Source organism: Cobetia sp. LC6 (genome assembly GCF_030264805.1).
Taxonomy (GTDB): Bacteria; Pseudomonadota; Gammaproteobacteria; order Pseudomonadales; family Halomonadaceae; genus Cobetia.
This window is the reverse complement of sequence record NZ_JASSPL010000006.1, coordinates 139918-165954: the sequence shown is the minus strand read 5'-3', so window position 1 is coordinate 165954 and position 26037 is coordinate 139918. Positions and strand designations below refer to the sequence as shown.

19 protein-coding genes and 1 pseudogene are annotated in these 26037 nt (G+C 63.0%); 19 read left to right on the top strand and 1 reads right to left on the bottom strand.

Annotated elements, in window-relative coordinates; all coding sequences use genetic code 11:
• Nucleotides 1-74: 74 nt before the first annotated feature.
• From pyrH to tilS, 16 genes and pseudogenes are all read left to right on the top strand, one after another.
• A complete protein-coding gene (gene pyrH, locus QQF40_RS09465) occupies nt 75-812 on the top strand; it encodes a UMP kinase (RefSeq protein ID WP_253064173.1) in 738 nt (245 codons plus the stop codon).
• A 4-nt stretch (nt 813-816) separates the two neighbouring features.
• Nucleotides 817-1374 carry a ribosome recycling factor gene (gene frr / locus QQF40_RS09460; RefSeq protein WP_043333023.1) on the top strand — a complete coding sequence of 186 codons (558 nt, stop codon included), beginning with the start codon at nt 817-819 and terminating at the stop codon, nt 1372-1374.
• Between the two features lie 54 nt (nt 1375-1428).
• Nucleotides 1429-2172, top strand: a complete 744-nt coding sequence (gene uppS / locus QQF40_RS09455) for a polyprenyl diphosphate synthase (RefSeq protein ID WP_175089673.1) — start codon at nt 1429-1431, stop codon at nt 2170-2172.
• Nucleotides 2172-2975, top strand: coding sequence for a phosphatidate cytidylyltransferase (locus QQF40_RS09450; protein WP_175089672.1), 804 nt, complete (start codon nt 2172-2174; stop codon nt 2973-2975). The genes uppS and QQF40_RS09450 overlap by 1 nt, the downstream gene beginning before the upstream one ends.
• On the top strand, nt 2972-4225 hold the full coding sequence (gene ispC / locus QQF40_RS09445) for a 1-deoxy-D-xylulose-5-phosphate reductoisomerase (protein ID WP_282627910.1): 1254 nt from the start codon (nt 2972-2974) through the stop codon (nt 4223-4225). Before QQF40_RS09450 ends, ispC begins: the two co-directional genes overlap by 4 nt.
• 88 nt (nt 4226-4313) lie before the next feature.
• A complete protein-coding gene (gene rseP / locus QQF40_RS09440) occupies nt 4314-5669 on the top strand; it encodes a sigma E protease regulator RseP (protein ID WP_175089671.1) in 1356 nt (451 codons plus the stop codon).
• Between the two features lie 245 nt (nt 5670-5914).
• A complete protein-coding gene (bamA, locus tag QQF40_RS09435) occupies nt 5915-8251 on the top strand; it encodes an outer membrane protein assembly factor BamA (RefSeq protein WP_175089670.1) in 2337 nt (778 codons plus the stop codon).
• 145 nt (nt 8252-8396) lie between these two features.
• Nucleotides 8397-8909, top strand: coding sequence for an OmpH/Skp family outer membrane protein (locus tag QQF40_RS09430; protein ID WP_175089669.1), 513 nt, complete (start codon nt 8397-8399; stop codon nt 8907-8909).
• 92 nt (nt 8910-9001) lie between these two features.
• Complete coding sequence (lpxD, locus tag QQF40_RS09425; protein ID WP_175089668.1) at nt 9002-10039, top strand: UDP-3-O-(3-hydroxymyristoyl)glucosamine N-acyltransferase; 1038 nt, start codon at nt 9002-9004, stop codon at nt 10037-10039.
• A 193-nt stretch (nt 10040-10232) separates the two neighbouring features.
• The gene (fabZ, locus tag QQF40_RS09420; protein WP_175089667.1) at nt 10233-10676 is read left to right on the top strand and encodes a 3-hydroxyacyl-ACP dehydratase FabZ; all 444 of its coding nucleotides are present in this window, start codon (nt 10233-10235) and stop codon (nt 10674-10676) included.
• Nucleotides 10673-11440, top strand: coding sequence for an acyl-ACP--UDP-N-acetylglucosamine O-acyltransferase (gene lpxA / locus QQF40_RS09415; protein WP_043333008.1), 768 nt, complete (start codon nt 10673-10675; stop codon nt 11438-11440). The genes fabZ and lpxA overlap by 4 nt, the downstream gene beginning before the upstream one ends.
• A gap of 2 nt (nt 11441-11442) precedes the next feature.
• The gene (gene lpxB / locus QQF40_RS09410; protein WP_107335918.1) at nt 11443-12594 is read left to right on the top strand and encodes a lipid-A-disaccharide synthase; all 1152 of its coding nucleotides are present in this window, start codon (nt 11443-11445) and stop codon (nt 12592-12594) included.
• A 101-nt stretch (nt 12595-12695) separates the two neighbouring features.
• Nucleotides 12696-13340 (top strand): annotated as a pseudogene (rnhB, locus tag QQF40_RS09405) (ribonuclease HII); the annotation flags it as partial.
• A gap of 431 nt (nt 13341-13771) precedes the next feature.
• Entirely contained in the window at nt 13772-17272 is a 3501-nt protein-coding gene (gene dnaE, locus QQF40_RS09400) for a DNA polymerase III subunit alpha (protein WP_285461160.1), read from the top strand.
• A 276-nt stretch (nt 17273-17548) separates the two neighbouring features.
• Entirely contained in the window at nt 17549-18502 is a 954-nt protein-coding gene (accA, locus tag QQF40_RS09395; protein WP_175089663.1) for an acetyl-CoA carboxylase carboxyl transferase subunit alpha, read from the top strand.
• A gap of 142 nt (nt 18503-18644) precedes the next feature.
• Complete coding sequence (tilS, locus tag QQF40_RS09390; protein ID WP_285461159.1) at nt 18645-20150, top strand: tRNA lysidine(34) synthetase TilS; 1506 nt, start codon at nt 18645-18647, stop codon at nt 20148-20150.
• A gap of 41 nt (nt 20151-20191) precedes the next feature.
• Here the strand turns inward: tilS and ppx are convergent, their stop codons facing one another.
• A complete protein-coding gene (gene ppx / locus QQF40_RS09385; RefSeq protein WP_285461183.1) occupies nt 20192-21697 on the bottom strand; it encodes an exopolyphosphatase in 1506 nt (501 codons plus the stop codon).
• 460 nt (nt 21698-22157) lie between these two features.
• Between ppx and trxA the strand changes: the two genes are divergently transcribed.
• The 3 genes from trxA (at nt 22158) to ubiD (ending at nt 25970) form a co-directional block, all read left to right on the top strand.
• The gene (gene trxA / locus QQF40_RS09380) at nt 22158-22484 is read left to right on the top strand and encodes a thioredoxin (protein ID WP_175089661.1); all 327 of its coding nucleotides are present in this window, start codon (nt 22158-22160) and stop codon (nt 22482-22484) included.
• A 596-nt stretch (nt 22485-23080) separates the two neighbouring features.
• Entirely contained in the window at nt 23081-24340 is a 1260-nt protein-coding gene (rho, locus tag QQF40_RS09375) for a transcription termination factor Rho (RefSeq protein WP_043332997.1), read from the top strand.
• A 160-nt stretch (nt 24341-24500) separates the two neighbouring features.
• Nucleotides 24501-25970 carry a 4-hydroxy-3-polyprenylbenzoate decarboxylase gene (gene ubiD / locus QQF40_RS09370; RefSeq protein WP_175089660.1) on the top strand — a complete coding sequence of 490 codons (1470 nt, stop codon included), beginning with the start codon at nt 24501-24503 and terminating at the stop codon, nt 25968-25970.
• Nucleotides 25971-26037 lie beyond the last annotated feature (67 nt).

Genomic DNA, 26037 nt, shown 5'->3' with positions numbered 1-26037 from the left:
CGCACGCCATCGTGTATCTGGCCCCCGCCTTCGGGCCGCCCCGTCCCCGTATGTCAGTATCAGGAGAGATTCGCATGGCCACCATTTCCGCTGAACGCAATGCCAAGTACAAGCGCATACTGCTCAAGCTTTCCGGTGAGGCCCTGATGGGTGATGGCGATTTCGGCATCGACCCCAAGGTGCTGGATCGCATGGCGCTGGAAATCGGTCAGCTGGTGGGCATCGGTGTCCAGGTCGGCATCGTCATCGGTGGCGGCAACCTGTTCCGTGGCGCAGCCCTGCAGGAAGCCGGCATGGAGCGCGTGACCGGTGATCACATGGGCATGCTGGCCACCGTCATGAACGGTCTGGCACTGCGTGATGCACTGGAGCGCTCCAATATCCGTTCGCGCGTGATGTCTGCCATCCCGATGAGTGGCGTGGTAGAACATTATGATCGTCGTACCGCCATCCGTTATCTGACGTCTGGCGATGTGGTCATCTTCTCCGCCGGTACCGGCAATCCGTTCTTCACTACCGATTCCGCTGCCTGTCTGCGCGGTATCGAGATCGACGCGGATGCCGTCATCAAGGCAACCAAGGTGGATGGTGTCTACGACAAGGACCCGGTCAAGTTCCCGGATGCCGTGAAGTACGACAGCCTCAGCTACGATGATGCGCTGGAGCAGAAGCTTGGCGTGATGGATTTGACCGCCATCTGCCTGGTACGTGACCATGACATGCCGGTGCGGGTGTTCAACATGAACAAGGCAGGCGCGCTGCTCAACCTGGTGGTGGGTGGCAAGGAAGGCACGCTGATTGATAGAGGGTAAGACTGTGATCAACGACATCAAGAAAGACGCCGAATCACGCATGAAGAAGACCATCGAGTCCCTCGGTGCCGCCTTCGGCAAGATCCGTACGGGTCGTGCGCATCCCAGCATCCTGGATGCCGTGACGGTCGATTACTATGGTAGCCAGGTACCGCTGAATCAGGTGGCCAACATCACCACCGAAGACGCGCGTACCCTGACGGTCGTGCCGTGGGAAAAGCCCATGGTGCCGAAGGTCGAGAAGGCCATCATGACTTCTGACCTGGGTCTCAACCCGTCCACCGCCGGTGACGTGATTCGCGTCCCGATGCCGATGCTGACGGAAGAGACTCGTCGTGGTTACACCAAGCAGGCGCGCGCCGAAGCGGAAAACGCCCGCGTGGCGCTTCGCAATGTGCGTCGTGATGCCAACGGCGACATCAAGAGCCTGCTCAAGGACAAGGACATCTCCGAGGACGACGCGCGTCGCGGAGAAGACGAGATCCAGAAGCTGACCGACAAGTATGTGGCGGAAGTCGACAGTGCTCTGGAGCACAAGGAAACCGACCTGATGCAGGTCTGATCGGGTCTGCCGCCGGCATCTGCCGGCGGCATCCGGTGCTCGTAGCGAGACCCCATGACGTCACCGAATTCCCCCTCCACGCCACGCCATGTGGCGATCATCATGGACGGCAACAACCGCTGGGCGAAGTCCCGCGGCTGGGCTGGCATACGCGGCCATCGCGCCGGTGCCGAAACTGTCCGCAGTACCATCCGTCGCGCTGCCGAGCAGGGCGTGGAAGTGCTGACCCTGTTCGCCTTCTCCAGTGAGAACTGGAAGCGCCCGGCCAATGAAGTCAGTGCGCTGATGGAGCTGTTCCTGCTGGCGCTCAAGCGCGAGGTCAAGAAGCTTCATCGCCACGATATCCGACTCTCGGTCATCGGCGAGCGCAGTCGTTTTTCCAATTCGATTCAAAAGCATATCCAGAGCGCCGAAGACATGACGCGCGGCAATCGCGGCATGCACGTGGTGATCTGCGCCAACTATGGCGGCCGCTGGGATATCGCCGAGGCCGCTCGCCGTCTGGCGGAGCAGGTCGAGCGCGGCGAGCTCAAGGCAGCGGACATCGACGAGTCACGTCTCGGGGCGGAAGTGTGCCTGAGCGATCTGCCGGAGGTGGATCTGTGTATCCGCACCAGCGGTGAGCAGCGTATCTCCAACTTCCTGATCTGGCAGCTGGCCTATGCCGAGTTCTATTTCTCGCCCGTGCTGTGGCCTGATTTCGATGCGGCAGCCTTCGATGAAGCGCTCAGCGCCTACGCCCTGCGTCAGCGTCGTTATGGCATGACCAGCGAACAACTCGACGCCGAGGGGCTCTAGTGCTCAGACAACGAATCATCACCGCGCTCATTCTCGCGCCGCTGGCGCTGTGGGGGCTGTTCGGCCTCGACGGCGCCGCCTTTGCCACCTTTACCGGCGCTGTCGTCGCGCTGGCCGCCTGGGAGTGGTCCAATCTGTCTGGCGTGCGTGCCGGCATGGCGCGCCTGCTGTTCCCGCTGGTGCTCAGCGTGCTGATGCTGCTGGTCTGGCAGCTCGATGGCGCTCTTGCGCGTTGGCCGCTGTATCTGGCGGCACTGGCATGGCTGGTCAATCTGCGCTGGGTAATGCGCTATCCGGCCTCCAGTCAGGAATGGCAGGCGACCGGCGTGCGGCTGGGCGTCGGCGTGCTGGCACTGCTGCCGACCTGGTTCGGCTTCGTGCAGCTCAAGGCCAGTGGCGGCGAGTGGCTGCTGTATGTGCTGCTGATGGTGTGGGCGGCCGATATCGGTGCCTACTTCTCCGGCAAGCGCTTCGGCAAGCGCAAGCTGGCGCCGCGTGTCAGCCCGGGCAAGTCCTGGGAGGGCGTCTACGGTGGTCTGGTGGCGACCGGTCTGCTGGCGACCGGCTATGCGCTGGCGGGGCTGGCCGACTGGCTGCCGCTGCTACTGGTCACGCTGGGCGTGACAGCCGTCTCGGTGCTGGGTGACCTGCTCGAGAGCATGTTCAAGCGCCAGCGTCAGATGAAGGACTCAAGCCATCTACTGCCCGGTCATGGTGGCGTGATGGATCGCATCGACAGCCTGACCGCGGCGGTGCCGCTGTTTGCCCTGCTGTTGCCGTGGGTGCTGGGAGGTGGTGCGTGAGCACGAATGTGAACGTGAATCACGAGACTCCTTCTGATGCACCTGCGTTGCAGCGCATCACTATCCTCGGCGCGACCGGCTCCATCGGGTCCAGTACACTGGATGTGATCGCGCGCCATCCCGAGCGCTATCGAGTGCATGCGCTCAGCGCTGCCACGCGTCACGAGGCGCTGCTGGAGCTGTGTCTGACGCATCGCCCGCAGGTGGCGGTGATCGCCTCGTGCGAGGCGGCTGCATGGCTCAGTGAGGCCCTCAAGGGCGTCGAGAGCTATCAGGGCACGCCCATCGAGGTGCGCCACGGTGAGCAGGCGCTGGTCGACATCAGTGAGGCGCCTGAAGTCGATAGCGTGATGGCTGCCATCGTCGGTGCGGCTGGCCTGTTGCCGACGCTGGCGGCGGTGCGGGCCGGCAAGCGCGTGCTGCTGGCCAACAAGGAAGCGCTGGTGTGTGCCGGGCAGCTGTTCATGGATGCGGTGAAACAGCACGGGGCGACCCTGCTGCCGATCGATTCCGAGCACAACGCCATCTTCCAGTGCCTGCCGGCCCGGCATCGTGATGGCCTGGCGCCGATCGGTGTCGAGAAGCTGTTGCTGACCGCCTCCGGTGGCCCGTTCCGCGATGATGCCGAATGGCCTGCCGAGCGACTGGCGACGGTGACGCCGGACGAAGCCTGCGCGCATCCCAACTGGTCGATGGGACGCAAGATTTCCGTCGACAGCGCCACCCTGATGAACAAGGGGCTGGAGCTGATCGAGGCCTGCTGGCTGTTCGCCTGCGGGCCGGATGACATTCAGGTGGTCGTGCATCCCCAGAGCGTGATTCACTCGATGGCGGCCTACAGCGATGGCTCGGTGCTGGCCCAGATGGGCAATCCGGACATGCGCACGCCGATCGCCTATGCGCTGGCATGGCCGGAGCGTATCGATGCCGGCGTCGAGCCGCTGGACCTGTTCCAGGTCGCACGTCTCGATTTCCGTGCCGCCGATGAGACGCGCTTCCCGTGTCTGCGGTTGGCGCGCGAGGCCATCGCGGCGGGCGGTACCTGGCCTGCGGTGATGAATGCTGCCAACGAGGTGGCAGTGGCTGCCTTCCTCGAGGGTCGCCTGGCCTTCGATCGTATCCCGGCAGTGGTGCAGGCCGTCATGCAGGCGCGCCCGCCGCTGGCGGTGGATGGCCTCGAGGTGATTCTTGCCGAAGATGCGGCGGCGCGTGAGCTGGCCGCTGCCGAGTTGGCCCTCGCCGGGCCCTGAAATCCTATCTTGCACTGTCTTGTCACTTTCCTCGTGAGCGTAACAAGGCAGGCTGCCCATCTCGGGCACCAATCTCCAGGAGCGCGTGATGGGTGTGATCCAGAATATTCTTGCCGTGATCGTCGTGTTGGGGGTGTTGATCACCATCCATGAATACGGTCATTTCTGGGTCGCGCGTCGTTGCGGCATCAAGGTGCTGCGCTTCTCCATCGGCTTCGGAAAACCCTTCTGGTCGTGGACCGATCGCCACGGCACCGAGTACGGGGTCGCCGCCATTCCGCTGGGTGGCTACGTCAAGATGCTGGATGAGCGCGAAGGGCCGGTCGATCCGGCCGAGCGTCATCTGGCCTTCAACACCAAGTCGGTGTGGAAGCGTATCGCGGTTGTCTCGGCGGGCCCGCTGGCCAACTTCCTGCTGGCCATCGTCGCCTACTGGGCGCTGTTCGTCGCCGGTACCACCACGGTGGTGCCGATGGTCGGTGCCGTGGCGCCTGACTCGCCGGCTGGCCGCGCTGGCCTTGCGCCGAAGACCGAGATCGTCGCCATCAATGGTCAGGCCACTCCCTCGTGGGATGAGGTCAACCTGCGCTTGATCGGTGCGATCGGCGATGACAGCCTGACGTTTACCACGCGTGCCGAGGGCGCCAGCACCACGCGTGAGCAGTCCCTCGATGTGACACGCTTTCTGGTCGATCAGGACCCGCCGCGTCCGCTGGTGACGCTGGGCATCACGGCCTGGCGTCCTCAGCTGCCGGCGGTGCTGGGGCGTGTGCTGGACGGTGGTGCCGCCCAGGCGGCAGGTCTGCAGGCCGGTGACCGCATCGTCAGCATCGATGGCACCCTGGTGGTCGACTGGATCGATTTCGTCGAGCGCGTGCGTGGTGCGCCGGGCGAGACGCTGTCGGTACTGGTGGCGCGAGATGGCAAGGAAGAGACGCTGTCATTGACACCTGCCAGCAATTCGCTCGATGACGGGCGTGTCGTGGGGCAGGTCGGTGCCGGCGTCCAGAATGTCAGCTGGCCCGAGCAGTATCAGCGCGAGCTCAGCTTCGGGCCACTGGCGGCCGTCGGGCAGGCCGTCGGCAAGACTGGCGAAATGACGGTGCTGACGCTGGATTCGATCCGCAAGATGCTGGTTGGCCTGATCGCGCCGTCCAATCTGTCAGGCCCGATCACCATCGCGCGTATCGCCGGCGACACGGCGCGCTCCGGCCTCGAGGCCTTCCTCGGCTTCATGGCCTACCTCTCCATCAGTCTGGGTGTCCTGAACCTGCTGCCGATTCCGGTGCTGGATGGCGGTCACCTGCTGTTCTATCTGGTGGAAGCCGTGCGCGGCAAACCACTTTCGCAAGAGGTCCAGAATGCGGGGTTGAAGATCGGCATGGCGCTGGTCGGTTCCCTCATGCTGATGGCCATCTACTTCGATCTCATGCGTCTTTGGTGACAGATTCGGGGAGCCATCAGCACTCGATGGCTCCCGCACGATGAACCGAATCTGAACTGTCGATGCCCATGGGGGTCAATTCATTGCACGGGCTGGTCAATGCGATCAACTCCCGTCATCATGCCCACACGACTTCGGCCCCGATTGCCGATCCTCACTCGTAGCTGTCTTGTCAGTTGCAGGGGGTTGTGTATAAGGTGCCTGTTCACCCAAGCGGGCGGAATCCAGAGAAGCGAAGCGACTGCATGAAACTCAAGACCATTGGATTGGCAGCTGCGCTGCTCGGGGCCAGTCAGGGCGCCTTGGCCGCATCTTTTAAAGTTTCGGACATCCGGGTAGAGGGCCTCCAGCGTGTGTCTGCGGGCACCGTCTTCAACGCCTTCCCCGTCTCCGCGGATCAGAATGTGGAAGAAGGGGACCTGTCGTCGGCTGCGCGTCAGCTGTTCGATACGGGCCTGTTCGACGACATCCGCCTCAAGCGTGATGGCGATGTCCTGATCATCGATGTGGTCGAGCGTCCGACGATCTCCAAGATCGAGATTGATGGCAACTCGCAGATTCCCGACGAAGACCTGCGCAAGGGCCTCAAGGAAGCAGGGCTGGCCGAGGGTCAGGTTCTGCAGCGCTCCACGCTGGAAGAGATGCAGCGTGAGCTCGAGCGTGTCTATCAGGCTCAGGGCCGCTACAGCGCGCGTATCGAGACCTCGGTCGAGGAGCTCGAGCGCAACCGCGTACAGGTCAACATCGACGTCAAGGAAGGCGCGATCGCCAAGATTCATCAGATCAACATCGTCGGCAATGATGCCTTCGACGACGAGACCCTGCGTGAACAGCTGGAGCTGGAAGACAAGCCGAGCTGGTTCTTCGGCTGGTTCTCGGATGATGAATATTCGCGTGAGAAGCTGACCGGCGACATCGAGACCCTCAAGTCCTGGTATCTCGATCGCGGTTACGTCAACTTCGAGGTGCGCTCGACCCAGGTGTCCATCTCGCCGGACAAGTCCGAGATCTTCGTCACCATCAACGTCGATGAAGGCAAGCCGTACAAGATCGGTGAGATCGGTTTCGCCGGCGACATCAAGATGAAGGAAGAGCGGGCACGTGATCTGGTCAAGCTCGCTCCGGATGCTCTCTATTCCCAGCGTGATGTGACCGCTTCCAGCGAGGCGCTGCGCCAGGCACTGGGTGCTGACGGCTTCGCCTTCGCCAAGGTCAACGCGGTGCCGGAGGTCAACGAAGAGAGCGACACTGTCGATCTGACCTTCGCGGTCGACCCCGGCAAGCGTGCCTACGTGCGTCGCATCAACTTCAAGGGCAACACCACCACCGCAGACGAAGTGCTGCGTCGTGAAATGACCCAGCTGGAAGGCGCACCGGCCTCCACCGACAAGATCAAGCAGTCCAAGCAGAAGCTTGAGCGCCTCGGCTTCTTCAAGCAGGTTGATGTCGACACGCGCCCTGTCGCCGGCGAGCCTGACCAGCTGGACGTCAACTACAACGTCGAGGAGCAGCCGTCAGGCTCGATCTCGGCGTCGATCGGCTTCTCCCAGGGTGATGGTGTCATCTACGGGGTTGGCCTGTCGCAGAAGAACTTCCTGGGCACCGGTAACGAAGTCAACATCAACGCCCAGAAGTCGGACGATTACACCAACGTCAGCTTCGGCTACACCGACCCGTACTGGACGCTGGATGGCATCTCGCGCGGCTACAACATGTTCTACCGCAAGGTGGACTACGACGATGACGATGATGTCGCCAGCTACGCGACCGACAGCTTCGGTGGCGGGATCAACTTCGGGTATCCGATCAATGAGCTGTCACGCCTGAACTTCGGCGGCGGTTACGAGTTCGTGCGCGTCAAGGACTTCGACGACAGCCCGGCGGAGGTCACGCAGTTCATCGAGGATGAAGGCGAAGACTTCAACCTCTACAAGCTGACAGCCAGCTGGTCACGCAACAACCTCAACCGTGGCATCCTGGCCACGGCGGGCAGCTCTCAGCTGCTGTCGCTGGAAGTGGCGGTGCCGGGTTCCGATGCGGATTACTACAAGCTCCGCTACAAGGGATCCAAGTACTTCGAGCTGAGTCAGGACTGGTCACTCAAGTTCCGTACCGAGCTGGGCTATGCCAACTCGTTCTCCGGCGATACCTATCCGTTCTTCAAGAACTTCTATGCCGGTGGCCTGGGCAGCGTGCGTGGTTACAGCTCCAATACTCTGGGGCAGGCTACCACCGAACAGAACGATGGTGACGACGATACCATCGGCGGCAACATCCTGATCGAAGGTGGGGTGGACCTGATCTTCCCGATGCCCTTCATCAAGGACAAGCGCTCCGTGCAGCCGTCGTTCTTCGTCGATGCCGGTAACACCTATCTGACGTCGTGCTACGACGTGAGCTCCAGTGACACCAGCAGCTGTGAAAGCGGTGTCGACCTGGGTGAGCTGAATTACAGTGCCGGTATCGGCCTGTCGTGGATCACGCCGGTGGGCCCGCTGACCTTCAGTGTCGCCCAGCCGATCGGTGACGATGACGACGATGACACCGAGATCTTCCAGTTCTCGCTGGGCCAGACCTTCTAAGGCCGTACGATGCCGCACCCGCTAGAGCCGGTGCGGCCTTCGTCACGACCACCGGCGGCGCTGTCCCTGTTCCGTCGCCGGTTTTCGCACCGTCGGTCGCTGAGTCATCAGTGACCGAGCAACAGGTCTACAAGGAGTTTGTGTGATGCGTAAATTGACCCGCGCCCTGTGTCTGGCTGGTGGCCTTGCCGCCATGGCAACTCCGATGCTGGCACAGGCCACCGAAGTCGCGGTCCTCGACTGGCGCCAGGCGCTGTTGAGTTCCGACTCGGCCAAGATTTCCATGAACCAGCTCAAGAATCAGCTGGCCGGCAAGCAGGACCAGGCCAAGGCTCTCGCCAAGGAACTGGAATCCCTGCAGGCCAAGCTTCAGAAGGACGGCGCCGTGATGTCCGACTCCGAGCGTCAGTCCGTGCAGCAGCAGCTGCGCCAGAAGGGTGGCCAGTTCCAGCAGCTGCGTGGTCAGGTCCAGCAGCAGCAGCAACAGGCGGAGCAGACCTTCCTCAAGCAGTCCAAGCCGAAGCTCGACAAGGCCATCCAGCAGGTCGTCGACAAGCATGGCATCGAGCTGTTGGTCGACCGCAATGCGACGGTCTACAGCAAGGACGGTTTGGATCTGACCAATGAAGTGACTCAGGTGTTCAACTCGCTCAACTGAGTGCATTCCGCGCGCGCAAGCGTGCGGGATGTGTTGCATCCGAGCATGACAACGCGAATGCGAGCCAGAGGCGCTCAGCGCCCAGAGACAGAATGAAAAAGCGACAATTCTCTTACACTCTCGAGGATCTGGCTCAGCGGCTGGGCGCTCGTCTCGTCGGTGACCCGGCTGTCCGGGTCACCGGCCTGTCGACGCTGGTCGATGCTGAGCCCGGCGATATCGCCTTCCTCGCCAATCGCGCCTACCTCAAGTATCTCGGGGAAACCGCCGCGACTGCCGTGCTGCTGCATGAAAGCCATCTTGAAGAGTGCAAGGGTAATGCCCTCGTGCTGGACAATCCGTATCTGGCCTACGCTGAGCTGTCGCGTCTGTTCGATCCGTTGGCGGTCGAGCCTCAGGCGAGCGTGCACGCCAGTGCCGTCATCGACGAGACCGCAACCCTGGGGGCCAATGTCGAGGTCGGCCCGCAGGTCGTGATCGGTCCGGGCGTCAGCATCGGTGACAACACGCGCATTCAGGCGGGTTGCGTGATCGGGGCCGACAGCGTGCTGGGCGAGGGCTGTCTGCTGCATCCCAATGTCACGCTCTATCATGGCGTGGTGGTTGGTGCGCGTGCGGTGCTCCACAGCAGCTGCGTGATCGGCGCCGATGGCTTCGGTTTTGCCCACGATGGCAAGGGCTGGCACAAGATCGCTCAGCTCGGCGGCGTGCTGATCGGCGATGATGTCGAAGTCGGCAGCTGCACCAGTATCGATCGTGGCGCGCTCGGCGACACCATCATCGGCAATGACGTCAAGATCGACTCCCAGGTCCAGATTGCGCACAACGTCCAGATCGGGGATCACTCGGCACTGGCGGGCTGTGTCGGCATCGCCGGCTCCACCAAGGTCGGGCGCTACTGTCTGATGGGCGGCGGTGTGGGTCTGGCGGGGCACCTGGAAATCGCCGATGGCGTGCAGGTGACCGGCATGAGCCTGGTGACCAACTCCATCACCAAGCCGGGCGTCTATTCCTCCGGTACTGGCGCGATGGACAACGGCCTGTGGCGCAGAAATGCCGTGCGTTTCAAGCAGTTGGATCAGTTGGCGCGACGCTTGAATCAGGTAGAGAAGAGTCTGAAGGACAAGTAGTACTGCAAGCCCGGGTAGTACCTGTCCAGAGCGGGGTCTCGCACCTGCTTGGCGCACTGTCGGGCAATGAGCGGCTGCCAGCCACGCGCAAGGACGCTATAATGCGCGCCATTGCCCGAACGGCGGTCCGGACCGTCATTACATGCCTGCCCGCGAGCGGCAGGCATTTCGTTATTTCAGAGGTTGCAAGCCAATGGTTATGGACGTCAACGAGATCCGTGAGTATCTCCCGCACCGCTATCCTTTCCTGCTGATCGATCGTGTCATGGACCTGACCCTTGGCGAGTTCATCGTTGCGCGCAAGAACGTCAGCATCAACGAGCCGTTCTTCAATGGTCACTTCCCGGAGCACCCGATCATGCCGGGCGTTCTGATCGTGGAAGCCATGGCTCAGGCGGCGGGTATTCTCGGCTTCAAGACCGTCGACAAACGCCCCGCCGATGGCTACATCTACTATCTCGTCGGAAGCGACAATGTGCGCTTCAAGCGCCCGGTGATGCCGGGTGATCAGCTCGAGATCAGCGCCCGCGTGCTGCGCGAGAAGCGTGGCATCTGGAAATTCGCCTGTCAGGCCAAGGTCGATGGCGATGTGGTCTGCGAGGCCGAAATCATCTGTGCCGAGAGGAAGGTCGCTTGATACATCCTACTGCCATTGTCGATCCCGGCGCCCGCCTGGCCGATGATGTCGAGGTCGGCCCGTTCTGCGTGATCGGGGCTGATGTCGAGATCGGCGCTGGCACGGTGGTGGGGCCGCATGTCGTCATCAAGGGCACCACCGTCATCGGTGAGCGCAACCGTATCTTCCAGTTCGCGTCGGTGGGCGAGGACTGCCAGGACAAGAAGTACGCCGGTGAGCCGACGCGTCTGGAGATCGGGGATGACAACGTCATCCGCGAGGGCGTGACCCTGCATCGCGGCACCGTCCAGGATGCCAGCCTCACGCGTATCGGCAGTCGTAACCTGTTCATGGCCTACTCGCACGTCGGTCATGACTGCATCATCGGCGACGACTGCATCATGGCCAATCAGGCGACGCTGGGCGGCCATGTCCACCTCGGCAACCACGTCATTCTGGGTGGCCTGTCGGCGGTGCATCAGTTCTGCCATATCGGCGAACATGCCATGGCGGGTGGTGGCTCCATCATCACCAAGGACATCGCGGCCTTCGTGATGGTCAATGGTCATCCGGCGGAAGCGCATGGCCTCAACAGCGTCGGCCTCAAGCGTCGTGGCTTCAGCCGCGAGACCATCTCCGCGCTGAACACGGCCTACAAGACGGTCTTCCGTCAGGGGCTGACGCTGGCCCAGGCCCTCGAGCAGCTGGAAGCCGAGCCGCCGCTGGCCGAGCGCGATGTCTTCATCGCCTCGCTCAAGGCGTCCACACGCGGTCTGACTCGCTGAGCATGCGCATCTATCTGGTAGCCGGGGAGCTCTCCGGTGACATCCTCGGTGCCAGCCTGATGCGCGCGCTCAAGGCGCGCTATCCCGATGTCGAGTTCCGTGGCATCGGCGGCCCGCGCATGCAGGCCGAGGGCTTTGACAGCCTCTATCCGCTGGAAACCCTGTCGGTGATGGGGCTGGTCGAGGTGCTCAAGCATCTGCCGGCGCTGATCAAGGTGCGTCGCCATCTGTTGCGCGACGCCCTTGAGTGGCAGCCCGACGTGATGATCGGCATCGATGCCCCGGACTTCAATCTGGGGCTCGAGCTGCGTCTGCGCAAGCAGGGCATCACCACCGCGCACTACGTCAGCCCCTCCGTGTGGGCCTGGCGTCAGGGGCGCGTGAAGACCATTCGCCGCGCCGTCGATCGCATGTTGACCTTCCTGCCCTTCGAGGCCGCCTTCTATCGTGAGCATCAGGTGCCGGTGACCTTCGTCGGCCATCCGCTGGCCGATGAGTTGCCGCTCGAGGATGATCGCGCTGCTGCCCGTGGGCAGTTGGGGATCGATCCGGAAGTGCAGCTGCTGGCGGTATTGCCGGGCTCCCGCGCCAACGAGATCCGCTTTCTCGGCGAGACCTTCCTGGCCGCCATCGAGCGTCTCTGTCAGCGTTATCCTGGCCTTGAGGTGGTGATCCCGGCGGCCACGCCGCTGCGGCGCACCGAGCTCGAGTCCCTGATGGCGGAGCGCGAAGGTCTGGATCGCAGCCGCATCCATCTGGTGGATGGCCAATCGCGTGAAGCGATGACCGCCGCCGATGCCGTGCTGCTGGCGTCCGGCACAGCGGCGCTCGAATGTCTGCTCTGTCATCGCCCGATGGTGGTGGCCTATCGCATGGCGCCGATGACACATCGCATCGCGCGGCATATGGTCAAGACCGAGTGGATTTCCCTGCCTAATCTGATCGCCCGCGAGACGCTGGTGCCGGAGCTGATCCAGGACGCCGCCACGCCGGAGTCCATCGAGGAAAGCCTTGCGCCATTGCTGTCGCGTGCCGCCGGTGACGTCGCCCGCCAACGAGAACTGCGAGAGCGTTTCACCGCCATGCATCGTGAACTGACCTGTGATGCCAGCGCTGCGGCCGCCATCGCCATAGGTGAGCTGGCCGGACGCTGATCCCGCGTGTCACCGCCAGACATAGCGCTACCCTTGATTGAATCACCTCGACAGGCAGATCGCGTTGGCGCTCTGCCTGTTGTCTTACGCCTCGAGATATCATGACCGACTCTGCCGACAGCCACGCCACTCCGCCTTCTGCGCGCAAGCGTAAACCCGCCGATGATTTCCCGCCGCTGGTGATTCCCTACCAGGGGCAGTTGCTGGCCGGTATCGATGAGGTCGGACGTGGACCGCTGGTTGGTCCGGTGGTGGCGGCAGCGGTGATTCTGGACCCGAGCGATCCCATCGAGGGCATCACGGACTCCAAGAAGCTCAGCGAGAAGAAGCGTCTGGCCCTCTACGAGCAGATTCGAGCGCGTGCCTGGGCGTGGGCGATCGCCGAGGCCTCCAGTGACGAGATCGATGAGCTGAACATCTATCAGGCCACGCACCTGGCAATGCGGCGTGCCATCGATGCACTGGGCGTGCGCCCGGAATACCTGCTGGTGGATGGCAATCGACTGCCGGGGCACGAGATTCCCGGCATGGCGGTGGTGAAGGGCGATCTGCGTCACGCTGCCATCGGCGCGGCCTCGATTCTGGCCAAGGTGCATCGCGACGCCCAGATGGCGGCGCTGGATTCGCGCTTCCCCGTCTACGGCTTCGCGCGTCACAAGGGCTACCCGACTCGTGAGCACCAGGCCGCCATCGAGGAACATGGCATCCTCACCCTGCACCGCAAGAGCTTCGGGCCGGTCAAGCGGCTGTTCATGTCGGGGCACGTGCCACAGGCCGTGCCACCGGACGCGCTGATCGCGCTTCCGACCCCGGAGGCTGCGATTCCAGAAATGGCGACGCCAGAGCTGGATGACAGCGCCACGCCGGCAGGGCCGCAGACAGGAGTGCAGGTCGAGCCAACGCCAGAGCCGAGCGCGATGCTGAGCGATGCAAGCGAGACGAGCCAGTATTCCACGGCAAAAAAGCCACCAGCCGTGGTCTGACTGATGCCAGTGAGACCGCGGCATCCCCGTCAGTCGAGCCTGTCCGGCCAGACGCTGCACCTTCAGACGATGGCGCTGACAGGCTATCCTTGAAGCCCGAGCCTTCAGCCTCGCAGCCGCCGTCACCCGCAGCGACGACAGCACCAGCCGCAACCGAATCCTTCACCGTCACGCCGACTTCACGAGCCGATTCCATGACCACGCCCTTTGTTCACCTGCGCGTTCACACCGAGTTCTCCCTCGTCGATGGTCTGCCCGGCGTCAAGCCGCTGATCAAGGCGACCGCCGCGGCGGGCCAGCCGGCTGTCGCGGTGACTGACGAGGCCAACCTGTTCGGGCTGGTCAAGTTCTACTCCAATGCGCGCGCTGCCGGCATCAAGCCGATCATCGGTGCCGACATGTGGCTGATCAATCCCCAGGATGCCACGCGCCCGTATCGCCTCACGCTGCTGGCGATGAACGACACCGGTTATCGCAATCTCACCGAGCTGATCTCGCGCGGCTGGACCGATGGCCAGAAGCAGGACCGCGCCTACCTCGAGAAAGAGTGGATCTTCGAGCAGGCCGAGGGCCTGATCGTGCTGTCCGGCGGCCGTGAAGGCGAGATCGGCCGTCATCTACTGTCGGACCACGAGGACAGCGCTCGGGCACTGCTCGGTGAATGGAAGTCGGTGTTCGGGGATCGCTTCTATCTGGAGCTGACCCGCACCCAGCGTCAGTACGAGGAAGAGTGCCTTCATCTGTCGGTAGCGCTCGCCGAGGCCACCGATACGCCCGTGGTGGCCACCAATGATGTGCGCTTCCTCAAGCGTGAAGACTACTGGGCCCATGAGACGCGCGTCTCCATCGGCGAAGGCAAGGCGCTGGATGACCCGCGGCGCGAGACCCGCTACAGCGATGAGCAGTACCTGAAGAGCGCCGAGGAGATGAGCGAGCTGTTCTCCGACATTCCCGAAGCGCTCGAGAACAGTGTGCTGATCGCGGCGCGTTGCTCGGTGACCGTGCAGCTGGGCACCTACTTCCTGCCCGAATTCCCGGTGCCGGAAGGCATGACGATGGACCAGTTCTTCCGCAAGGTCTCGCATGATGGCCTGACGGAGCGCCTCGACAAGCTGTATCCCCACGCCAGGCATCCGCGCGACAGCGAGGCCTGGGCCGAGATCGAGCAACGCTACCGCACGCGGCTGGATTTCGAGCTCGACATCATCCTGCAGATGGGCTTCCCCGGTTACTTCCTGATCGTCATGGACTTCATCCAGTGGGGCAAGGACAACGGCGTGCCGGTCGGTCCGGGGCGCGGTTCCGGTGCCGGCTCGCTGGTGGCCTACGCCCAGAAGATCACCGATCTGGACCCGCTGGAATATGACCTGCTGTTCGAGCGCTTTCTGAACCCGGAACGTGTCTCCATGCCTGACTTTGACGTCGATTTCTGCATGGAAAAGCGTGACCGCGTGATCGAGTACGTGGCCGAGCGCTACGGGCGCAACGCGGTCTCGCAGATCGTCACCTTCGGCACCATGGCTGCCAAGGCCGTGGTGCGTGACGTGGCGCGTGCCCAGGGCAAGCCCTACTCGCTGGGCGACAAGCTCTCCAAGCTGATTCCCTTCGAGGTCGGCATCACGTTGGAGAAGGCCATCGAGCAGGAGCCGCAGCTCAAGGAATTCATCGACAACGACGAGGAAGCCCAGGAAATCTGGGAGATGGCGCTCAAGCTCGAGGGCACCACGCGCGGCACCGGCAAGCACGCCGGGGGCGTGGTGATCGCGCCGACCAAGCTGACCGACTTCGCGCCGCTGCTCTGTGATGAAGACGGCAGCGGTCTGGTGGTCCAGTTCGACAAGAACGATGTCGAGGAGGCCGGGCTGGTCAAGTTCGACTTCCTGGGGCTGCGCACCCTGACCATCATCGACTGGGCGACCGAGATGGTCGACAAGGTCCGTGAGCGCGAAGGGCTGCCGCCACTGGATATCGATGACATCCCGCTGGATGACGCCAAGACCTTCGACATGCTGCAGAAGGCGGAGACGACGGCCGTCTTCCAGCTCGAATCCCGCGGCATGAAGGAGCTGATCAAGAAGCTCAAGCCCGACTGCCTGGAAGACATGATCGCCCTGGTGGCCCTGTTCCGTCCCGGGCCGTTACAGTCCGGCATGGTGGATGACTTCATCAACCGCAAGCACGGTCGTTCCGAAGTGTCTTATCCACACCCGGATTACCAGCATGAGCTGCTCAAGCCGGTACTGGAGCCGACCTACGGCATCATCCTGTATCAGGAGCAGGTCATGCAGATCGCGCAGGTGCTGGCCGGCTATACGCTGGGGCAGGCCGACATGCTGCGCCGCGCGATGGGCAAGAAGAAGCCGGAAGAGATGGCCAAGCAGCGTGCCGGCTTCATGGAAGGGTGTGCGGGCAAGGGCATCGACAAGGACCTGGCCGGCAACATCTTCGATCTGGTGGAGAAATTCGCCGGTTACGGCTTCAACAAGTCGCACTCGGCGGCCTATGGTCTCGTCTCCTACCAGACGGGATGGCTGAAGGCGCACTATCCGGGGCCGTTCATGGCCGCGGTGATCTCGACCGAGATGCAGACCATCGAGAAGGTGGTGCCGCTGATCGAGGAGTGCCGCCATATCGGCCTCACGGTCACGCCGCCGGATGTGAACCTCGGCGGCTACAAGTTCACCGTCGATCTGGAAGGGCGCGTCGTCTATGGTCTGGGCGCGATCCGTGGCGTGGGTGAAGGCCCGATTGATGCCATCGTCAGCGCGAGAGCCGAGGGTGGCCCGTTCAGTGACATCTTCGACTTCTGCAAGCGCATCGATGCCAAGAAGATCAACAAGCGCACTCTGGAGGCGCTGATCCGCTCCGGTGCGCTGGACAACATCGGCCCGTCGCGCGCGGTGCTGATGCTGGCGGTGGAGGATGCGCTCAAGGCCGCCTCCCAGAATCACGCCAACAATGATGTCGGCATCACTGACATGTTCGGCGATGCCTTCAGCGAGCCGGAAACCGATGTCTACGCCGGCTATCGCAAGGCGCGCGAGTGGACCGACAAGGAACGTCTCACCGGCGAGAAGGACACGCTGGGGCTCTATCTGACCGGCCATCCCATCGATGAGTATGAGGGTGAGCTCAAGCGCTTCATCAATGCGCGCATCAGTGATCTCAAACCGTCGCGCGAGCCGCAGCGCATCGCCGGGCTGGTGATCGCCATGCGCACCATGAAGTCCAAGCGGGGCGACACCATGGCCTTCGTGACCCTGGATGACCGCACCGGACGCATCGAGGCCTCGATGTTCGGTGAGCTCTACGATCAGGTGCGCAACAAGCTGGTGCCTGACAGCGTGGTGATCGTCGAAGGCGAGGTCAGTCAGGATGACTATTCCGGCGGCCTGCGTCTGCGCGGCAAGGATGTCACGCCGATCATCGATGCGCGGGCGCGCTTCGGTGAGGCGGTCGAGATGAGCATTGCCGCCGAGGACATCGGCGGTCGCTTCACCCAGCAGCTGACCACCTTGCTGACGCCACACCTGGCCAGTGAAGGCCTGCCGATGCGTCTGCGTTATCGCAACGCCGCGGCGGAGGCCTGGCTGGAGCTGGGCGAGCAATGGCGCGTTGCGCCCAGTGATGAGTTGTTGATCCAGCTGGGTGAGGTGGAAGGCCAGCGCGGCGTGCGCCTCAAGTACCGTGACTGACTTGCTGGCCGACAGGATGATGCCTGCCTCGCCAAGCGGCGGGGCAGGCACAGCACCGAGATGAGCGGCGTGGGCGCAGAGTTAATCCACGCCTAACAGGCGGGCAAGGTTTGCACCTGTCGAACAGGGTGCGATAATGCCTGTCCATCTTTTCCGTACCCAATTCCATGCCGACTGTGACCGCCGTGTGCCACAGATCGCCTGAGCGTGTGCTCAGGGGGAGTGACCCGGCCGACTCGCTTTCCTGGCTGCCCGAGACGACGAACGAAACGCCTTATGAATCCCAATTATCTGGACTTTGAACAGCCGATCGCCGAGCTGCAGGCCAAGATCGAGGAACTCCGTCTGGTCGGTAACGACTCCCAGGTCAACCTGTCTGACGAGATCGCTCGCCTGCAGGAAAAGAGCACCAAGCTCACCGAGTCCATCTTCAAGGACCTCGGCGCCTGGCAGGTATCTCAGCTGGCACGTCACCCGCAGCGCCCGTATACCCTCGATTATCTCGAGAACCTGTTCACGGACTTCGATGAGCTGCACGGCGACCGTCACTACGCGGACGACGAAGCACTGGTCGGCGGTATCGCGCGTCTCGACGACAAGCCGGTGATGGTGATCGGTCACCAGAAAGGTCGCGACGTGAAGGAAAAGGTGCGTCGCAATTTCGGCATGCCGCGTCCGGAAGGTTACCGCAAGGCCTGCCGTCTGATGGAGATGGCCGAGCGTTTCAAGATGCCGATCCTGACCTTCATCGACACTCCGGGTGCCTATCCGGGCATCGGTGCCGAGGAGCGTGGTCAGTCCGAGGCCATCGCCTACAACCTGGCGGTGATGTCTCGCCTGAAGACGCCGATCATCTCCACTGTCATCGGTGAGGGTGGTTCCGGCGGTGCACTGGCGATCGGCGTGTGTGACGAGCTGAACATGCTGCAGTACTCCACCTACTCGGTGATCTCGCCGGAAGGTTGTGCTTCCATCCTGTGGAAGAGTGCCGAACGTGCCGCCGACGCCGCTGACGCGATGGGCATCACTGCCTCGCGCCTCAAGGAGCTGGGCTTCGTCGACAACCTGATCAAGGAGCCGCTGGGTGGCGCGCACCGCAACCCGCAGTCCGCCGCTGACAGCATCAAGGCCGCGCTGGGCGAAGGTCTGGAGCGTCTTGGCGCCATGGATACCGATGCCCTGCTGGAGCGTCGTTACCAGCGCCTGATGAGCTACGGCGCCCCGGTCTGATCCCGGTGCCTCTCGCATGATGCGCGATCGGCTCATGCCCGCGTGACCAGGACGCCTCCGGATTCTTCCGGGGGCGTTCTTGCGTTCAGGGCCGGCGTTTTCTCCTCGACTTCTTTCCTCCGCTTCGCGATAGGAGCCCGACATGTCTCTGTCCCCCTCACTGGATTCGCTGTACCTGTTCGCTCAACCATTGAGCGAGATGGCGGAGTCGCGCGCACTCGTCGCCGTGCGCGAGGCGCTCGAGGCCAGCGATGCCAGGCGCACGGTATGGGTCGCGCTCTCGGGTGGGCTGGATTCGGTGATGCTGGCGCGGCTGGCGGCACGTGCGGTCAAGGACTGCCCGCGTCGACTGCGGCTGGTGCATGTGCATCACGGCCTGCAGGCAGCCAACGATGATTTCGAGCAGCTGGCGCGCAGGCTGGCCTCGCGTCTCGGGCTGCCGCTTAGCGTGCGTCATCTGGCGCTGGCGGAGACAGCACTCAAGTCGCGAGGACTGGAGGCGGCAGCGCGCGAAGGGCGGCTGGCGGCGCTGAGCGCCTGTCTGGTGGCGGGGGATAGCCTGTGGCTGGCGCAGCATCAAGATGATCAGGCCGAGACGCTGTTGCTCAACGCACTGCGTGGCAGTGGCGGGCGCGGGCTGGCAGCCATGCCGTCTGAGCGGGCGCTGGCCATGGGTGAGGCATCCCCTGGGCGGGCACGACTGCTACGGCCGCTGCTGGGTATCTCGCGCGATGAAATCCAGACACTGGCGAGCCAGCAGGGCTTGCAGGCCGGGCGAGACTGGTGCGAAGACCCCAGCAATGTCGATCAGCAGTTTGATCGCAACTACCTGCGCCACAGTGTTGTGCCGCTGTTGCAGGCGCGCTGGCCGCAGGCCGTGGCCAGCCTGGCGCGCTCGGCGCAGCAATTGCAGGAAGAGCAGTCCTTGCTTGATGAGCTGGCGGCCGAGCTGTTGACGAAGGTTCAGGTGACAGGCGCTGAGCGCCTGGCTCAGAGACAAGGACAGGGGCAGGGTCTTGATCCGGGACTGAACCAGGGCCTGGATCAAGGGCGGGAGCAAGAGACACAGTTGTCATTGACGGAGCTGGCAGGCTTGAGTGAGTCACGCCAACGGCTGGTCCTGCGCCATCTATGCCAGTCACGTGGCTGGCCGGTGCCGCCGCGCGGGCGCTTGATGAGCCTGCAGCGCTTGATCGCCACGCCGCCCGACTCGGTGGCCGAGGTGCAGTGGGGCAATGCCGAATATGCCGTCAGCGTGCGCGCGTGGCGCGGACAGCTGTGGTGGCAGGTCTCAGATACCGTTATTGAGCAGAGCGTTTGCCACCGACAAGGTGATAACGGCTACGCGAGAAGTGGTCGCCAACCCGGCGAGAGACCTTCCTGCGAGTGGGATTCTGAGGCACGCAAGGCATGGCGGGCGCTGGGAAGGGGCGAGCAGCATGTTGCCTTCACGTCGCGTCAGCCGGGAGATGTACTGCGAGTGGCAGGGCGGGGGCGGCGCGATATCAAGCGCTTGCTGCAGGAAGCCGACATCCCGCCCTGGCAGCGTGAGCAGTTGCGTGTGGCGCGCATGAACGACGGGACAGTCGCGGGGCTGTGGCACCCCTCGCGGGGCTGGTGGCTACTGGCCTCACTCACATCGCAGTGAGGCCAGCGGGCGATCTCGCCGATATCTTGCTTGGGGCTCGCTCAGGGATCGGCCAGTGTCAGCGTCATGCCGGCGGCTTTCTGCAGCTCGCTTTCCTGGCTGAGGTCATCGTTGATCAGGCTGTGATCGCGATATTCCTCGGTCAGATTGAGCGTCAGATCGTCGCCTTCGGCGCTGAGATGCATGCCGAGCACCGGCGCTTCCGAGCGTGAATGGTTGAGCATCACCGCCATGCGCAGCAGGCGTGCCAGGCGCGCCAGACGCGGTTGCTGCGGCTCCGGCAGCGTCGCCAGTTCGTTCCTGGGGAACTTGCGACGGTGGGCACGGACTAGGAAGGCCAGCGCGCGCTGTTCGGGACGCGAGAAGCCGAGCAGGTCGGAATGCTCGAGCAGGTAGGCGCCATGGCGATGGAACTGGCTGTGGGAAATCGCCTGGCCGACTTCGTGGAGTTCGGCGGCCCAGCTCAGCAGTTGGCGTGACGTCGCCCCCAGCGCCCAGTCGCCGGCGACCTGATCGAAAAGCTGCAGGGCGGTGTCGCGCACATTGCTGGCGTGGCGGGTATCGATGCCATAACGACGCTGCAGCGACTCGATGGCTGACAGGCGTGAATCCTCCGGCGTGTTGCGCCCGATCAGATCGAACAGCACGCCTTCGCGCAGCGCGCCGTCGGAGTAGCGCATCTGCTCCAGCCCCAATGCCTCGAAGACACCGCACAGAATGGCGATGCCCGCCGGGAAGACGGTGGCACGATCGTTCTTCAGGCCGGGCAGGCTGACCTTGTCGAGACGTTTGAATTCCAGCAGCGCCGCGCGCAGCTTGAGTAGCCCTTCGCGTGTGACCACGCCATGCGGGGCCCAGCCGTGCGCTTCCAGCACGTTGGCGGCGGCCTTGATGGTGCCGGAGGAGCCGACCGGGTCATCCCAGCCCATCTCGCGATAGGTGCGCTGGATGCTGGCCAGTTCCGAGCGTGCGGCCAGCTCGGCGCGGCGCATGCGCTTCTCGCTGATCTCGCCATCTTGGAAAAAGGCCTTGGTATAGGCAACACAGCCCATGTGCAGGCTTTCCAGCAACTGGGGCTCGAATTGCTCGCCGATGATGAACTCGGTGGAGCCGCCGCCGATATCGACGATCAGACGCTTGCCGTGCACATCGGCCAGCGCATGCGCCGCGCCCAGATAGATCAGGCGGGCTTCTTCGCGCCCGGCGATGATCTCGATGGGATGCCCCAGCAGAGCCTCGGCACGTTCGATCAGTTCTTCACTGTTATGCGCGGCGCGCAGGGCGTTGGTGCCCACGACCCGTAGATGGTCGGCCTCGATGCCGTCGATGAAGGGTGCAAACTGGGCGAGGCAGTTGAGGGCGCGCTCCATGGCTTCCTCGCTGAGCATGCCGTCTTCGTCCAGCCCTGCCGCCAGCTGGACCTTCTCACCCTGCTTGGCCACGACCTGCAATTGCCCCGCCTGGTGGTTGGCCAGCAGCAGGTGGAAGCTGTTGGAACCCAGATCGATGGCGGCCAGCTTCAGCAGCGGGGCCTCGTTGCCGGTGATGCCTTCATCAGTGGCGGTGGGTTGTGGAGGCTGGGAGGGTGCTGATTCACTCAAGGGCGGAGTCCTTTACGGCGGGTCATTCATGGCAGGCATCATGCGCTGCCTCCTTCACGCCAACTCCTGCGACGGCTTCCCTGCGTAGCGACCATGGCGCAATGAAGATGTCGTGAGCGTGGGCGGCCACCGGACGCGGGCCTGCTGCGGAAAGATGAAGCTGGCTGCAGGGCGCGGCGGCGACTCACGCAAGATTGCGGCGACTGGCCAGAGGTGTCAAACCGGTGGCACCCACGGCGCCACCACCTCGAGGGGCTGGCGGCACATTCAGCGCATGGGGCATGCTATTGTAGCGGCGTGATATGACAGAACGGCGAAGTCGCGGGTCATCATCACGCACTATGAGTCATAAGCCATCACGCAGCACATTCAGCAAGACCGACCGGGTCTGGGAGATAACGTCGCGATGAGCGAACGTGTGGTACCGATTGCAGAAAAGGACTTCGAATCCGTGGTGCTGGAAAGCGAGCATCCGGTGCTGGTGGATTTCTGGGCTTCCTGGTGCGGGCCGTGCAAGAGCGTGGCACCGACGCTGGAATCCCTGGCCGAGGAATACGAAGGGCAGCTCAAGATCGTCAAGGTCGATGTCGATGAAGCCCCTGAACTCGCCGCCCGCTTCGGCGTGCGCGGTGTGCCGACATTGATGCTGTTTCTGGGCGGCAATGTCGAAGCCAGCAAGGTGGGCGCCATGCCGCGCGCACAGCTGGCAGCCTTTCTGGATGCCAATCTGTGAATCGGGCCTTGCTGCCCTCGGGGGCCTTGGGGCATCAGTGAAAGCGCCGTGTCAGCGGCAGCTATCGCAGTGTTGGCTGGCCGGTGGCGAGCACTTCAGGCAGTACCGGGTGCGCCACCAGGCCGTCGGGGCTTGCGTTCAGGGGCCGGCTTGACTACCATCGAGGCGTTCGCCTGATTACACGCTCTCTGATTGCGTCATGTCGACCGTCCCACGGTCCCCCAGTTGTCAGCCAGCCCTCTGGTAATGCTGCCCGCGACACGCCGGCCAGCCCCCAGGCGATTCATACCGCTAGATTCCATATCGAGAAGACTTTTCTGTCAGGAAGCATGACGCTCCGTGTCCCTTCGACCGGTCCGTCGTCGCTGGACATCCGTAGCTCGACACTCCGTTGCTGAATTCGTTGTTCGGCCGTGGTGAGTGATCTTTCCTGAACTTTTGGCACCTGTCTTCATCCAGCTCAGGCGCTTGCCTCCGGGAATGCTGTCGAGTTCTGTCTGCACCCTTGCAGTGCCGGTCCTTGTCTTCTGCCCGTCTTCTCGATTCCCTTCTTATCTATCAGCCCTGCTGACCTGAGCCACGTTCAAACAAAGCCGATGAATCTTACCCAACTCAAGCAAAATACTGTCCCCGAACTGCTGGAACTTGCCCAGACGATGGGCATCGACAATCTGGCACGTTCGCGCAAGCAGGACATCATCTTCGCCATCCTCAAGAAGCACGCGAAAAGCGGTGAGGACATCTACGGCGACGGCGTTCTGGAAATCCTGCAGGACGGCTTCGGCTTCCTTCGCAGTGCAGACTCTTCCTACCTCGCGGGTCCTGATGACATCTACGTTTCACCTTCCCAGATCCGTCGCTTCAATCTGCGCAAGGGCGACACCATCTCCGGCAAGATTCGTCCGCCGAAGGAAGGGGAGCGTTACTTCGCGCTACTCAAGGTCAACCAGATCAACTTTGACCGCCCCGAGAACGCCAAGCACAAGATCCTGTTCGAGAATCTGACGCCGCTGTTCCCGCAGTCGCGCCTGCTGATGGAAATCGGCAATGGTTCCACCGAAGACATCACCTCGCGCATCCTTGATCTGACCGCACCGATCGGTAAGGGCCAGCGTGGTCTGATCGTCTCGCCGCCCAAGGCGGGCAAGACGATGATGCTGCAGAACATTGCCGCCTCCATCACGCGCAACAACCCCGAATGTCACCTCATCGTGCTGCTGATCGATGAGCGTCCCGAGGAAGTCACCGAGATGTCGCGCACCGTGCGTGGCGAAGTCGTGGCCTCCACCTTCGATGAGCCGCCGGCCCGTCACGTCCAGGTCGCCGAGATGGTGATCGAGAAGGCCAAGCGTCTGGTCGAGCACAAGAAGGATGTCGTGATCCTGCTCGATTCCGTGACCCGTCTGGCGCGTGCCTACAACACCGTGGTGCCGTCTTCCGGCAAGGTGCTGACCGGAGGTGTCGACGCTCACGCGCTCGAGAAGCCGAAGCGCTTCTTCGGTGCCGCGCGTAACATCGAAGAAGGCGGCAGCCTGACCATCCTCGCCACGGCACTGGTCGATACCGGCTCCAAGATGGACGAGGTCATCTTCGAGGAATTCAAGGGCACCGGTAACATGGAAGCTCACCTCGACCGCAAGCTGGCCGAGCGTCGTGTCTTCCCGGCCCTCAACATCCGTCGATCCGGCACGCGTCGTGAAGACCTGATCGCGTCCGAGGATGAAATGCAGCGCATGTGGATCCTGCGCAAGCTGCTCAACCCGATGGAAGATGTGGCGGCCACCGAGTTCCTGATCGATCGCCTGAAAGATACCAAGACCAATCTCGAGTTCTTCGAGGCCATGAAGCGCCGCTGATCGACACTTGGCCGAGCCGGTTGGCTGGCCATGTTCTCGACAGGTGCTTGCCAGGACGCCCACTTCCCGCTCGGGAAGTGGGCGTCCTGCGTTGCTGACCTGCCGAGTGCCGGCTGGCAATGTTATGCTCGGGGCTTGATCAAGCCGAGCGGAAACTCCCATGCAGTATCGAGACTTACGCGATTTCATCGCGGCGCTGGAAGAGAAGGGCGAACTCAAGCGCATTCGTGCCGAGGTGGACCCCTATCTGGAGATGACCGAGATCTGTGATCGCACCCTGAAGGCGGGTGGTCCGGCGTTGCTGTTCGAGAACGTCAAGGGCCACAGCATGCCGGTGCTGGGCAATCTGTTCGGCACGCCGCGGCGCGTGGCGCTGGGCATGGGGCAGGAATCCGTCGAGGCGCTGCGCGAAGTCGGCGAGCTGCTGGCCTTCCTCAAGGAGCCGGAGCCGCCCAAGGGCTTCCGGGATGCCTGGGACAAGTTGCCGATCTTCAAGCAGGTGATGAGCATGGGGCCGAAGAAGGTCAAGCGTGCGCCCTGTCAGGAGATCGTGCTGGAAGGGGAGGATGTCGATCTCGACATGATTCCGATCCAGCACTGCTGGCCCGGGGATGCCGCGCCGCTGGTGACCTGGCCGCTGGTGATCACCCGCGGTCCGCACAAGGAGCGCCAGAACCTCGGCATCTATCGTCAGCAGAAGCTCGGCAAGAATCGCCTCATCATGCGCTGGCTGGCACACCGTGGCGGTGCGCTGGACTTCCGCGAGTGGCAGAAGGCCCATCCGGGCGAACCCTTCCCCGTCGCGGTGGCGCTGGGTGCCGATCCGGCCACCATTCTCGGCGCTGTCACGCCGGTACCGGATTCACTCTCCGAGTATGCCTTTGCCGGTCTGCTGCGCGGCTCGCGCACCGAGCTGGTCAAATGTGGCCTGTCGGATCTCGAGGTCCCGGCCAGCGCCGAGATCATCCTGGAAGGCTACCTGTACCCGGATGACGTGGCACCGGAAGGCCCCTACGGCGATCACACCGGCTATTACAACGAGGTGGAGACCTTCCCGGTCTTCACCATCGAGCGCATCACCCATCGGCGCGACCCGATCTATCACTCCACCTATACCGGGCGTCCGCCGGATGAGCCGGCGATCCTCGGCCTGGCGCTCAATGAAGTCTTCGTGCCGATCCTGCGCAAGCAGTTCCCGGAGATCGTCGACTTCTATCTGCCCCCGGAAGGCTGCTCCTACCGCATGGCGGTGGTGACGATGAAGAAGCAGTACCCCGGCCACGCCAAGCGCGTGATGATGGGGGTCTGGAGCTTCCTGCGTCAGTTCATGTACACCAAGTTCGTGATCGTGCTGGATGATGATGTCGATGCCCGCAAGTGGGAAGATGTCATCTGGGCCATCACCACGCGCATGGACCCGAGCCGTGATACCGTTCTGGTCGACAATACGCCGATCGATTATCTGGACTTCGCCTCGCCAACGGCGGGTCTTGGCTCCAAGATGGGCATGGACGCGACCAACAAGTGGCCCGGCGAGACAGACCGCGAGTGGGGCGAGCCCATCGTGATGAGCGAAGAGATCACATCCCGTGTCGATGAACGCTGGGACAGTCTGGGCATTCTGGACTGATTTCGCGACTGACCATCAACACCCATGCATTTACCCTGTCGTCGCGCAGCGCGCTGGCGGCAGGCAT

Excerpts from the sequence above, each read along its gene's own strand:
- pyrH (WP_253064173.1), top strand. The coding sequence starts at position 75 with ATGGCCACCATTTCCGCTGAACGCAATGCCAAGTACAAGCGCATACTG.
- uppS (WP_175089673.1), top strand. The coding sequence starts at position 1,429 with ATGACGTCACCGAATTCCCCCTCCACGCCACGCCATGTGGCGATCATC.
- rseP (WP_175089671.1), top strand. The coding sequence starts at position 4,314 with ATGGGTGTGATCCAGAATATTCTTGCCGTGATCGTCGTGTTGGGGGTG.
- bamA (WP_175089670.1), top strand. The coding sequence starts at position 5,915 with ATGAAACTCAAGACCATTGGATTGGCAGCTGCGCTGCTCGGGGCCAGT.
- QQF40_RS09430 (WP_175089669.1), top strand. The coding sequence starts at position 8,397 with ATGCGTAAATTGACCCGCGCCCTGTGTCTGGCTGGTGGCCTTGCCGCC.
- lpxD (WP_175089668.1), top strand. The coding sequence starts at position 9,002 with ATGAAAAAGCGACAATTCTCTTACACTCTCGAGGATCTGGCTCAGCGG.
- fabZ (WP_175089667.1), top strand. The coding sequence starts at position 10,233 with ATGGTTATGGACGTCAACGAGATCCGTGAGTATCTCCCGCACCGCTAT.
- lpxB (WP_107335918.1), top strand. The coding sequence starts at position 11,443 with ATGCGCATCTATCTGGTAGCCGGGGAGCTCTCCGGTGACATCCTCGGT.
- dnaE (WP_285461160.1), top strand. The coding sequence starts at position 13,772 with ATGACCACGCCCTTTGTTCACCTGCGCGTTCACACCGAGTTCTCCCTC.
- accA (WP_175089663.1), top strand. The coding sequence starts at position 17,549 with ATGAATCCCAATTATCTGGACTTTGAACAGCCGATCGCCGAGCTGCAG.
- tilS (WP_285461159.1), top strand. The coding sequence starts at position 18,645 with ATGTCTCTGTCCCCCTCACTGGATTCGCTGTACCTGTTCGCTCAACCA.
- trxA (WP_175089661.1), top strand. The coding sequence starts at position 22,158 with ATGAGCGAACGTGTGGTACCGATTGCAGAAAAGGACTTCGAATCCGTG.
- rho (WP_043332997.1), top strand. The coding sequence starts at position 23,081 with ATGAATCTTACCCAACTCAAGCAAAATACTGTCCCCGAACTGCTGGAA.
- ubiD (WP_175089660.1), top strand. The coding sequence starts at position 24,501 with ATGCAGTATCGAGACTTACGCGATTTCATCGCGGCGCTGGAAGAGAAG.